The organism is Paraburkholderia lycopersici (assembly GCF_900096975.1).
Classification (GTDB): Bacteria; Pseudomonadota; Gammaproteobacteria; order Burkholderiales; family Burkholderiaceae; genus Paraburkholderia; species Paraburkholderia lycopersici.
Genome location: NZ_FMYQ01000056.1, coordinates 1 through 11,816, shown reverse-complemented (window position 1 = coordinate 11,816; position 11,816 = coordinate 1). Strand labels below are relative to the sequence as shown.

At 60.4% G+C, this 11,816-nt stretch carries 11 protein-coding genes and 1 pseudogene; 4 read left to right on the top strand and 8 right to left on the bottom strand.

Going from position 1 to position 11,816, the window contains the following annotated elements:
* Positions 1-167 precede the first annotated feature (167 nt).
* From BLU17_RS31690 to BLU17_RS31670, 5 genes are all read right to left on the bottom strand, one after another.
* Entirely contained in the window at positions 168-890 is a 723-nt protein-coding gene (locus BLU17_RS31690) for a class II aldolase and adducin N-terminal domain-containing protein (RefSeq protein ID WP_092006589.1), read from the bottom strand.
* 96 nt (positions 891-986) lie between these two features.
* On the bottom strand, positions 987-1,865 hold the full coding sequence (locus BLU17_RS31685; RefSeq protein WP_092006586.1) for an amino acid ABC transporter ATP-binding protein: 879 nt from the start codon (positions 1,863-1,865) through the stop codon (positions 987-989).
* 15 nt (positions 1,866-1,880) lie between these two features.
* A complete protein-coding gene (locus tag BLU17_RS31680; RefSeq protein WP_092006583.1) occupies positions 1,881-2,543 on the bottom strand; it encodes an amino acid ABC transporter permease in 663 nt (220 codons plus the stop codon).
* Between the two features lie 26 nt (positions 2,544-2,569).
* Entirely contained in the window at positions 2,570-3,220 is a 651-nt protein-coding gene (locus BLU17_RS31675) for an amino acid ABC transporter permease (RefSeq protein ID WP_092006580.1), read from the bottom strand.
* Between the two features lie 55 nt (positions 3,221-3,275).
* Positions 3,276-4,103, bottom strand: coding sequence for a transporter substrate-binding domain-containing protein (locus tag BLU17_RS31670; protein ID WP_092006577.1), 828 nt, complete (start codon positions 4,101-4,103; stop codon positions 3,276-3,278).
* Positions 4,104-4,866: 763 nt separating this feature from the next.
* Here BLU17_RS31670 and BLU17_RS31665 point away from each other — a divergent pair.
* On the top strand, positions 4,867-5,088 hold the full coding sequence (locus BLU17_RS31665) for a hypothetical protein (RefSeq protein WP_092006572.1): 222 nt from the start codon (positions 4,867-4,869) through the stop codon (positions 5,086-5,088).
* A gap of 180 nt (positions 5,089-5,268) precedes the next feature.
* Here the strand turns inward: BLU17_RS31665 and BLU17_RS31660 are convergent, their stop codons facing one another.
* Positions 5,269-6,570 (bottom strand): MFS transporter, encoded by a 1,302-nt coding sequence (locus BLU17_RS31660; RefSeq protein ID WP_092006569.1) that lies wholly within the window; start codon positions 6,568-6,570, stop codon positions 5,269-5,271.
* 94 nt (positions 6,571-6,664) lie between these two features.
* Between BLU17_RS31660 and BLU17_RS31655 the strand changes: the two genes are divergently transcribed.
* The gene (locus BLU17_RS31655; protein WP_092006566.1) at positions 6,665-7,570 is read left to right on the top strand and encodes a LysR family transcriptional regulator; all 906 of its coding nucleotides are present in this window, start codon (positions 6,665-6,667) and stop codon (positions 7,568-7,570) included.
* Positions 7,571-7,599: 29 nt separating this feature from the next.
* Here the strand turns inward: BLU17_RS31655 and BLU17_RS31650 are convergent.
* A pseudogene (locus BLU17_RS31650) lies at positions 7,600-7,947 on the bottom strand (aldo/keto reductase); the annotation flags it as partial.
* A 787-nt stretch (positions 7,948-8,734) separates the two neighbouring features.
* Here BLU17_RS31650 and BLU17_RS32910 point away from each other — a divergent pair.
* Entirely contained in the window at positions 8,735-9,301 is a 567-nt protein-coding gene (locus BLU17_RS32910) for a hypothetical protein (RefSeq protein WP_143189399.1), read from the top strand.
* A 117-nt stretch (positions 9,302-9,418) separates the two neighbouring features.
* On the opposite strand, the gene BLU17_RS31645 is transcribed toward BLU17_RS32910, so the two are convergent.
* Positions 9,419-10,243 (bottom strand): IS5 family transposase, encoded by an 825-nt coding sequence (locus tag BLU17_RS31645; protein WP_092006591.1) that lies wholly within the window; start codon positions 10,241-10,243, stop codon positions 9,419-9,421.
* Positions 10,244-11,050: 807 nt separating this feature from the next.
* On the opposite strand from BLU17_RS31645, the gene BLU17_RS32905 reads away from it, so the two are divergent.
* Positions 11,051-11,716, top strand: coding sequence for a hypothetical protein (locus tag BLU17_RS32905; RefSeq protein ID WP_143189398.1), 666 nt, complete (start codon positions 11,051-11,053; stop codon positions 11,714-11,716).
* Positions 11,717-11,816: the final 100 nt, after the last annotated feature.

Here is an 11,816-nt window from a genome sequence, read left to right as displayed (position 1 = left end):
TTAGGCATCGCTTCCTGTCGGGCAAAACAAGACAGGAAGTTAACACCAAGTCAGAAAAGTTAACAGCCCAGAAACTTAATTTCGCAACAGCTTCTAAGTCTCGTTGCGAAGCGCAGTGCAGAGGGCGCGTGCGCTGATTCGCACGCGCCCATTTTCATGGGCTGAAATCAATCGCGATAAGACGGATCTTCCGCATCGAGCACCTTCTTCATTTCTTCGAAGTGCGCGATCGAGAAGTCGGCAATGCTTTCCCAGTCGCGCGCGGTGCGTTCGGCGACGGCGTCAGAAAGCACGCGCAGCGGCTTGCCGGTTGCATAGGCGTTGACGAGAATCTGGCAGGCGCGCTCGAGCGTGTACATGTCGTCGAACGCTTCGCCGATGGTCGGCGCGCACACCATGACGCCGTGATTGCCCATCATCAGGCGCGACTTGCCGTCCAGCAGGGCGACGAGACGCGCCCCTTCGTCCTCGGAATCGGCCATGCCGGAAAACGCGGTGTCGAAAGCGACGCGTTTGAAATACCGGCTGGTATTCTGCTCGATCGGCAGGATCGTGGGATCTTCGAGCGTGGAAATTGCCGTTGCGTAGACCGGGTGCAGATGCATGGCGACGCGCACGTGCGGCAGACGTCGATGCAACTGGCCGTGAATCGCCCACGTCGTCGGATCGACTTTGCCCCCAGCGAGGCTGGCGGCATCGTCGGCGTCGAGCAGCACGAGATCGCTCGCCTTGACGCGAGAGAAGTGCATCCACTTCGGGTTGGTCAGGAAGCGGCGGCCATCGTCCGACACCGCCACGCTCAAATGATTCGCGACGGCTTCGTGCATGTTCAGTCGTGCGAAGCACCGGAAAGCGGCGGCCAGATCGATGCGCAGTTCAGATTCGCTCATGATGAAAGATCTACAGGGGACTCGAGGAAGAAGGGCGGTTGGCTCGCGGCGTTGCATGCGGGAAGGCGCGCCGCCGCGGCGATGGAGGACGAGGCATCAAGATGGATTCGACGCGCCGGGCGTGCCCGACCAGAACGCGTTGCGGTCCAGATAGTTTTGCAGGAACTGCTTGAGACGCGGATTCTCCGACTCGCGAAAGACGCTTTGCGGCGCGCCACGCGCGGCAATGCGACCCTGGTCGATGAAGACGACGGTATCGGCCATCTGCGCGGCGAAGCCCATTTCGTGCGTGACGACGACCATGGTCATGCCGTCCCGTGCGAGCTGCTTCATGACCTGCAGCACCTCGCCGACGAGTTCCGGGTCGAGCGCCGACGTGGGTTCGTCGAAGAGCATGATGTGCGGCTCCATGGCGAGCGCGCGCGCAATCGCGACACGCTGCTGCTGACCGCCGGACAGCCGCGACGGATACGCGTCCCCCTTGTGTGACAGACCGACCATCTCCAGCATCCTGCCTGCGCGCTCGCTCGCCTGTTGATTCGACAGCCCGCGCGCGCGCAGGAGCGCTTCCTTCACGTTCGCGAGCGCCGTCATGTGCGGCCACAGGTTGAATTGCTGAAACACCATGCCGACGTTGCGGCGCACATGGTTCACGTCGCGCGCCGAGGCGCGCACGCGCCGCTCGCCGCGATCGACATAACCGAGCAATTCGCCTTCGATACGCACGTCGCCTTGATCGTAGGTCTCAAGGCCCGCAATGCAGCGCAGCAGCGTGCTCTTGCCGGACCCCGACGGCCCGATGATGCAGACGACTTCCGATTTCGCGATCCTCAGATCGACGCCGCGCAAGATGTCCGCGAGGCCGAATCGCTTGTACAGCCCCTTGACGTCGATGAGCGGCGTGGACGAGGCGTGCGACGGGCTCGCGCGCACAAAGGCGGCGCCGTGTTCGCTGATTTCGGCCGGACTATTCATGGAGATCTCCAGTGTTCATGCCAGGAAGCGGCTCACGCGCCGCTCGGCCCAGTTGCCGGCGAGCGTCGCCGCTTCGACGAGCAGCAAATAGCAGACGCACAGCACGAGCAGCGTTTCGACGAAGGCGAAAGTCGCGGAGCCGATGCCGGTCAACACGAACGTGAGTTCCGGCACGGTGACGATCGAGAGCACGGCCGTTTCCTTGCTCAGTACGATCGCGAGATTGGCTAGCGCGGGCATGATCAGCGCCAGCATTTGCGGCAGCTCGATGCGCCAGACCGCCTGCCAGCGCGTGAGGCCGAGGCACATGGCGGCTTCGAGCTGGCCTTGCGGCACGGACGCGAAGCCGCCGCGAAAAACTTCGGCGAAATACGCGCCTGCGTAGAGCGCGAGACTCGCGACGCCCGCAACGGCGGGCGTAAGCATCAAGCCAAACGCGGGGCCGCCGTAATAGAGCAGAAAAAGCTGCACGAGAAACGGTGTGCCGCGAAAGAGTTCGATATACACACGCAGCAGCGCGCGCACAGCGCGAGCGCCGACTTTCTGCAACAGCGCGACCGCGAGGCCGATGGCTGCACCGAGTGCGACGCTTGCGAGCCACATGCCGATCGTCGCGGCGAAGCCCGCGCCGATTTGCGGCAGATTGCCCGTGATGACGTGTAAGTCGAATTGAGACATGGTCTGTTCCGGATGCCTTTTGCGCGTCAGGCGGCGCGCAAGCGCCGCTCCGCGCCGTGCGCGATCAACGCAAGCGTGCCGCACAGGACGAAATAGATCAGGCCCGCCGCGGCATACGCTTCGAGCGGTTGGTACGTGCTGGCCGCGACGTTCTGCGCGGTGCGCGTGAGCTCGGCGACACCGACCACCGAAATCAGTGACGACGCCTTGATGAGCAACACCATCTCGTTGACGAGCGACGGCAAAGTCGAGCGCAGCACTTGTGGAATCTGCACGCGCCGAAGCTGGTCGAACGCGGACAGTCCGAGCATGCGCGCCGCTTCGGTTTGTCCGCGCGCCAGATTGAGGAAACCGCCGCGCAGAATTTCGGCGATGTATGCCGCGGAGCAGAGCGACACCGCGCTGATGGCGGCCGTGACAGGCGGCACGTTGATGCCGATGAACGGCAACAAGTAGTACACCAGAAGAAGTTGCACGAGCAACGGAATGCCGCGCAGCACGCGCACATACGCCGTGCCGGCAATCCGTAACGCGGGTTTCGAGGAAAGCCGCGCCGCACAGACGACGAGCGCGACGAAGAAGCCGATCACGAGACCGGCCGCCGAAACGGCCAGCGTCATGATCGAGGCATGAAGCAGCAGCGGGAAGCCATCGAGGAACGCGCTCAGACTGAACATATCGAATCGCCTTGTCGAAGCGTGAGGCGCGGGTGGCGCAGGGTTTTTCGCGCGATCAGGTGTTCGGCGTCGGGAGGGCCATCGGCAGACTCACGGCCACGCCGAACCATTTCTTTTGCAGTGCCGCCAATTCGCCGTTCTTGTTCAGCGTGCTGATGGCTGCGTTGAAGGCGTCGTCGAGCGACTGGCTGTCCGCATCCTTGCGCATGCAATAGGCAAAGTACACCTTCGAGCCGAACGCCGGCTGCACGACCGCGAACACGGCCGGACGCTGCTTCGCAACATAGGCAATATTCGTGAGCGAGTTTGCGACGGCGCTCAGGCGGCCGGACGCCAGATCGGCGTACGCCTGGTTGTTGTCGACGTACTCGCGCACCTCCGGCGTCTGTTTGAGCGTCGCGGCATAGGTCTTCAACTGCTCGTTCTGCGCGCTGCTCTTTTGCGCGCCGACGACCTTGCCTGCGATATCCGACGGCTGTTTGATGCTCGCGTCGTTGGCGCGCTTGAGGAGCGCGTCGGTGGCATCGGCGATCGGATAGGTGAACGCGTAGCGTTCCATACGCGCCTTCGTGACTGTAAGCGGGCCTGCAACCATATCGAACTTCTTTGCGTCGAGGCCGGGCAGCACGCTGTCCCACGGAAGGTCGATGAAGCGGACTTTCACGCCCATGATCTTGCCGACGGCCGCGAACAGATCCTTGTTGAAGCCCGCTTGCTGGCCGTTCTCCAGAAAGTCGAATGGCGCGAATTGCATTTCGGTCCCGACGAGGAGTTCGCCGTGCTGCTTGACGCGGCCAAGCAGATCGTCCGCATGGGCGGACAAACTCGCGGCCAGCATTATGGCGGCGCCAACGTGGTGCTTCCAGTGTTGGAAAAGGTTCATGAGTCGTCGTCCTGAATCGGCGGGGAAGGCCCCGAAACGCCGCAATTTGGTGCGGCCACCCATGAAATCTACCCGGTCACAATCCCGAGAAAATATTGTTTCCCGATGGAATGGAAAGGTTTTTCCTATAGGTGGCCGCGCCACGGCGGGGGGAGCGTTTTCGCTGGCCGACGCAAACGCGAAGTCGCGCAACGAGCGACAGGCAGGCGGCTACTGGTCCAGGTTTTCGTCAGCCCGTTGTGGCCGATGCGTCCGTCATGAGCTTTCTGTACGAGGTCAACGTTTAGATGCTAACTCGAACTGAAGAGCGCACCGTTAGAGAAGGACGAATCTGGTCGACTCCTGTTTTGTCGTGCATGCGACGGGCATGCAGTTTCATTGCAGCAGTGAAATGAAAAATGGCTGGAAAAAACGGATCAGCGACTATGCCAGCGGCCGGCGCGGGCCTCGGCGCGCGCGAGCGGGCCGTGACCGATGACAGTGCCGCGCGGAAAAAAGAAAAGCCCGCGACGAAGGCGGGCTTGAACCATGTCAAGGGAGACATGGAGGAGACGCGGTCAGTATAGTCATTCTATTGATGCATCGCAATAAATCGATGGTTCCCGAATCGTTAACCATTGTCAGATTAGTGGGTTCGTGGTTGCTGTGGCCATCGGGCAGGCACACAATGAAGCGGCGCGCTCGCTGGATCGGATGGTGCGGCGCACGGGAGGCGAGACATCGCCACGTCAGCCCGGAAGCAGGGTTCAACTGGAGGGATGAAATGGGCATTCTGGACAAGGTGGGTGAAATTGCCGGTGCAGTGGCGGCTGTCGAAGGGGCCGAGAAGCTCGATCCGAACGCGGGCTTCCTGACGAAAGCGGCCGCTGCGGTTGCCGGCTTCGAAGGTGCGAAAGAGGTCGAGCAGCTACTCGAAAAGAAGGAAGAGGAAAAACAGGCCGACGACACCGCGCAGTCCGCGGATGGGGCGGACCAGCAGGCATGAGCGTCCCGGCGCCGCCTGGCCGGCTGACCGGGAGTCGGGTGAGTTCCGCTGCACCCGTACCCCAGTGGCGAGTGAGTGCGAATTCCAGAGCCGCGGCTGGTTCAGCCACGGCTCTTTCGTTTGGGCGTGGAACACGCCGGCATTGGCCACCGATTGACGCTAAACCGCTATTCCTCGCTACTAACGGCCAGCGCCCGGCGTTGCGCGATAAACGACTCCGAGCGCGATGACCGCCACCGTGAAGCCGAGCGCGACGAGGCACACACCGCTCCAGCGCGCCCACGCCCACGCCGCGCCGGCCATGAGCGCGCCGGCCGCGCCGCCGACGAAGAACATTCCCACGAAGATCGCGTTGAGCCGCCCGCGCGCGGCGGGGTTGAGCAGATTGATCGCGCGCCGCCCGAGCGTCTGGTCCGCAATGACGCCTGCATCGAGCGCGGCCGCGCCGGCCACCAGCAGGCCGAGCGCCAGCGCCGGATGCGCGGCGGGCGAGAAGCCGCCCCAGCCCGCGCCCGCCATGCCCAGCAGCAGCACGGCGCCGGGCATCGTCGCATGGGCGGCGTACTGGACCGCGTGCCCCGCGCCGCGATCGCCGAGTCTGCCCGCCATCGGCGTGACGATCGCGCCAGTCGCGCCAGCCAGCGCGAATGCGGCAATGCCGTTCATGCCGAGCGAAAACGGCGGCTGCGCAAGCAGTAAGGCGATCGCCGTCCAGAATGCCGAGAACGCACCGAGCGCGAGCGCCGCCAGAATGGCGCTGCGCCGCAGGACGCGCTCGGTGCGCAGCAGCGTCCAGAGCGAACGGAGCAGATCGGCGTAGCGCGCGGCCACGGCCGGCGTGCGGCGCGGCGTGCGCAGAAAAAGGACGATGGCGAGCAACGCATCGGCAACGGCTTCGATGCCGTAGAACGCGCGCCACCCGAGCGTTCCGGCGACCAGGCTCGCGAGCGGCCGCGACAGCAGAATGCCCAGCATCAGGCCGCTCATCACGTTGCCGACGGCGCGTCCGCGCCGGCTTTCGGGCGCCATCGCCGCCGCCATCGGCACGAGCATCTGGATCACGCTCGAGGTTGCGCCCGCGAAAAATACCGCGGCGAGAAAGAGGGCGCCCGAGCGCGCCAGCGCCCCGAGCGCGAGGAAAGCCGCGCAAGCCAGCAGCGTGTGGAAAATGAGCCGCCGGTTTTCAAGCAGGTCGCACAGCGGCACGAGCAGCAGCAGGCCGGCGGCGTAGCCGAGCTGCGGCAGCGTGGCGACCGCGCCGACGAAAGCCGGGCGCAGATGCAGCGACCGGCCCACGAGCCCCGCGAGCGGCTGGGCGGCAGCCAGATTGACGACGATCACGCCGACGGCGGCGGCGAAGAAGAGCGTCATCGGCAGGGTGAGCGTCGCGTGGCTGGCGGCTTCGGTGGCGCGGGCCGCGTGGGCCGTGCGGCGGGGTTCGCGCGGCAGGACGCGCGAACAGGTCTCGGCGGGATGCTCCATCAATGGACTCCGGAATGTAGCGGTCCGGTTATCGTAGGGAGCACTACGATATGCGACAATTGAAATATTGCGATAATCTTTATGCGGGGTCGTTTTGAATACGCGAGATCTGGAAGCCTTTGTGGCGGTGGTCGAAAGCGGCTCGCTCGTGCGGGCGTCGGAGCGGCTGTTTCTCACGCAGCCGGGCCTCACGCGGCGCGTGCAGAGCCTGGAGACGACGCTCGGCATCGAGCTTCTCGACCGCCAGAGCAAGCCGCTCAAGCCCACGGCGGCGGGCAACGAGGTGTATGGCCTCGCGCGCTCGGTGCTGCGCGCCGTCGACGACCTGATGTCCGTCGCCTCGCCGCAGAGCGAGCCGGCGGGCGAACTCAAGCTGGGCGTGCCACCGTTTCTCTCGGAACTGGCGCTGGAGCAGCCCGTGGATCAACTGCGCGGCGAGTTTCCGAAGCTGACCCTGCGCGTGCGGGCGGGCTGGTCGCCGGGACTGCTCGACGAGGTCGAGCGCGCGCGGCTCGATGCGGCCGTGGTGCTCCTGCCCGCCGCGCTCTCGCCGCCGGACGGCATCGTGGCGACGCAGCTCGGGTACACGCCGACCCTCGTGGTGGCGGCGCGCTCGTTCGGCTTGCCCGACGAGCCCACGACGCTCGCGGCGCTGGCCCATCATCCGTGGGTGCTGAACCAGGACGGCTGCGGCATGCGCTCGGCGCTCAGTCGCGCCATGGGCATCGCGGGGCTGCCGTTCAACGTCGCGGTCGAAGCGTTTGGCTCGGAGCTGCAACTTTCGCTGGTGGCGCGCGGCATGGGCATCGGACTGGCCGCGCCGCATGCGCTCGCACGCAGCCCGCTGCGCGAACAGTTGCAGATCATCGACGCGACCGACTTTCGCTCGGGCCTGAACGTGTGGCTCGTGCACAGGGCGTTGCCGGGGCGCCTTGTGCGGCCGGTCGCGCTCATTCGCGACGCGCTGGCGAGCCGGCTCGCGACGGCCGAAGCCGCGTGAGCGCGAGGCCCCGCGCCCGCGCGCAGCCGTCAGGCGTGCGCGCCCGCGCTGCCGCTGCCGTTCCCGATGGCGTCGAGCTCGACGAGCACCTCGTCGGCGAGTTCGAGCTGCGCGGCCGCCACGTTCTCCCGCAGGTGCGAGAGCGTCGAGGTGCCCGGAATCAGCAGGATGTTGGGCGAGCGCCGCAGGAGCCACGCGAGTGCGAGCGCCATCGGCGTGACGTCCAGGCGAGCGGCAACCGAAGAAAGCGCCGATGACTGGATCGGCGTGAAGCCGCCGAGCGGAAAGAACGGCACGTAGGCGATGCCTTCGGCGGCCAGTGCGTCGATCAACGCGTCGTCGTCGCGATGCACGAGGTTGTAGTGATTCTGCACTAGCGCCATGGCTTGGGTCCGCAGGTCGATGGACAGTTCGCGGTTCCCCAGCCGCCCGCGTTTGGCCGAAACCAGTCCAGCCGGACCCGCGGCCTCGTAGCGCTGGCACAGCCGCTGACTTGCCGCACACCAGGCTGCAGCCGTTCAGCCGCCTGAAAACACCGTAGGCGGCCTTTGACGATCGCCGCGGTGACTTTGACCCGCTCAAGGCCGCGCATGCTTGTCGTGATCAGCTCACGATTTCCAATTTTATGTCGATTGCATATTTAATCGAGAAATATGCAATCCAAATAATTTCTATTGAACCAGTGTTTACAAGGAACGATATTTTCTGAATGGACAACGTTTGCGCATGAGCAAGATATTGAAACAGGATTAACAATGTGCTTCAATCGGCTTACGTCGCTACGAGTGCATCGATCGTTTAGATCAGCATCTAGGAGAGAGGATATAATTCCGCATGAGTTAACTCAGAACTATAAATAATTAGCTCTGACGCTAGGCTGAGAGTTGACCTTTCTCATGGTTTTCTCAACTGACAGTTCAAAGTAATAAGACGAACATGTTCAAATACGAAAGGCTGGCTAGCCGGTACGATCTTGGCGTCTTCACTGTGGAGTATCGTAAGTCATAACAACCCCAGCGGTGTTGCTTCAAATGTGGGGATTGGGATGTGTGCGAAATGCCATATTGTTCGGTGGGGCAGTCCTTCTATTCGTTTTCGCCAGACCGGTCTGGTCAGATTTTTTCCCAAGGTAACTCGTATCAATAGCGAGTATTGGAGATCTGCATGTCAAATCTCGACGATTTGTTAAAGAAATATAACGCGGATCTCACGCGATTTCGCGGCTTGAACATCGTGTCAATGCCAGTTAGCTGCAGTAACAAGCTTGATATCGGCTTTTCCCGGAAAGAAAATAGGCGTCTCGGAGCGATATTGCCAAAATTTGCACGCAAGCAAATCGCGTCAGGTCTATACGTTTTTGGTGCCGACGTTGATCGCTGGCATAGTCAGCTTACGAAGGATGAGGAATTGTGTGCGGCTCTTCGTCTATTGCTAAGTTATGCTTATAGAATTGAGTGGGCGGGGTCATCCGTCACCGCTCGTGTCAACAATATGGCCGTTAACATTACTGGTGACGCGAGCAGAGGAGATCTCTTTCTTGCAACCCTTAGCAACGTCTCCAAACGGCTTGCAATTTTCTGTAATGACGAAAAAGTGTTAATGAACTCAAGTGGTGGATCCAGTTGGGGGCCGGCTACTATAAGGAAGGTTTTGTTGTTCGCTTCATTTGTGGCTCCGTTAGTGCTGCTTTTGGTATTTCATTACCTGACAAGTAATTTGCGCGCAAGGTAAGGAAATTACACGGTAAATTATTTAACTGGATACCGTAGAATGCGCAAAAATTGATTGTATTTTTAAATGCATGGCTTTATAAAAATCAGGCTGTTCTTTAAGAGCCCGTTTGAAAAATCAGGGATGGGCGATTCTCCGTAGCAACAGACTACCCATCGCGATATGGATCATGGCTTCCGACGCATCGGTGCGCTGTTCGTAGTCACGGACCAGCCGACGCCAGCGAACCATCCAACCGAAGGCACGCTCCACGACCCAGCGTCGGGGCAACACGACAAAGCCCGTCTGCTGTCCGTGGCGGCGCACCACTTCGACGACAAACTCAAGCGTGGCCGCCTTGTCCATCAAGACCGTGCGGTCATATGCGCCATCGGCAAACAAATGCTTCACTTGCGGCCAGCGCTTCCTTACCGCTTCCAGCACAGCCTTCGCCCCCGTACTGTCGGCAATATCAGCCGGCGTGAGATTGACCATCAGCAAGCGGCCGTCGGTATCGACTGCGATATGGCGTTTGCGCCCAACAACCTTCTTCGCCGCATCGTAGCCATGCTTGTCCGCCGACGGCGCCCTCACCGTCTGACTGCCAATCACACCAGCGCTCGGGCAATGCTGCCGGCCCGCCAGTTCCCGATCCAGCATCAGAACCACGTCGTGCAACGCGTGAAATAGGAACCGGCGCATCAACCGCCGGAACCACGAGTAGACGGTCTGCCAGGCTGGAAAGTTCTTCGGCAGCATTGTCCAGCCGCAACCCGCTCGCACCAGATAGCGCAACGCATTGATCACTTCGCGCAAGTCGCACTGACGACGCCGGCCACGCGACGACGCTCGCGGCAGCAGTCCCTTGATCGCGGCCCATTCAACATCAGTCATGTCGGTGGGGTATCGCTTCGTCTTCTTGGCCAGCTTTACCTGGCGATCCTGATATTCTTTTTTCCACATCCTGCATTTAAACCACATCCGGGACTAATTTTCAAACGCGCTTTTAGAATGTCTTGTTCGAGTAGTCCAGAAAACGGGCCCGTGCGACTCGCGACTCGGTTTCACACTGTGCGGGCCTCTGCCTGGAGGTGACTGTTCGATGGAATCGATGCCTGGGAGTCAAGTCATGCCAATCTCACGGGATTGATGTCGGTGCGATGACAGGTCCAAGGAGTTATTGATTTTATGCAACATGCATATTTTCCAAAAAACATTGCAAATGACGTGGACCGGATCAACGCATTCAGATGTAGCGAAATTTCTTGATTGGAAAACGTTTGCGGATGAACAGCCTATTGCAGTGAGTTTAACAATGTGTTGCAATCAGATTACGGAGTCGTGAGCACATCGATAGCTTAAGATAGCACCCAAAATAGGGGGATGATTTCGCTCGAATCGACGGCCAGCTCTAATAAATTATCTTGGGGGTGGCGGGAATTGCATATGGTCATAGGGTGGTATGCTTATGATGGCAGTTTGGATCGGCTGGCATGAAGGATGTTTGTTGGTATTTTCTCGAGGAGAAAGAATAATAAGCTAATTGTCTCGCGCAAGCGATTTGTACAGGTTTCCTTCGCGCGAGGATAAGCACGGGATCTGCTATTGAGTCCAACTGCACATTCACTTCGCGATAGCTGCTCAGATATGTGCAGCAGTACAAACCTTGGCTGTCATTCTCAGAACAAGCATCGCAACCATGCGTCCGGCTTTCGCTTCAGAGTATTGGAGTCAGGACTCACCTTGGCGATATGAGTCGGATTAGAGTGCATGAAACTTTTCATGATAAAGCGGCGATTTCTCGGTCCTAGACTGTCCTTAACCTTCCACGCCAACGTCTATGGCCTGCTCATCGGCTTATCGGTGGCCCCCTTCGCTCACGGTAGCGATCAATATATCAGTCTTTCAATACCAAATCCTTCTGCGGGCAACGCGACGTCTTTCAAGATTCCTCGGCAATATAGACCTGAGGTTCATGACGATTTTTTTCGAATTGTCGTGGACTATCCGTCGCTGAATCCCACTGTGGGTCGCAGAGTTCCACCCTTGGCCGAAAATTCACTTGATATTGTCGTTAAACCGTATCCGCGCAACGGCACACTGGGTGACGAGGTAGTACAGGAAGTCTATGGCTCAAGATTGATCGGATGGCGTGACGGATATGCGGTTTACAGGGGGGCGTTTGGGCCGTCTGACCCGCAACCAACTTTGGTCTTCGATGATCCCGACGGAAATCACGTTGTAGTTCAAATTACGGGCGACTGGGCTGTCCGCAATGTATTAACGCACGGTATTAGGCCACGTTATCTTATCAGATTCTCAATAAGCAAAAGATCCAGCGTCGATTTCAGAGATGTCGATGTCGGTGTGGCTAGGCTAATAAAAAGTATGTCCGTCGACGGCGCGAGCCTGACGCGGGAAATCGGACAACACTGATTTAGTACTACAGCCGTAGATATGGCGGAGGCACGCCACCGCGTCGTCGGTAATGACACTGCTGGGCGCGGTACTGATGTCGGCGCCGCCACATTGACCA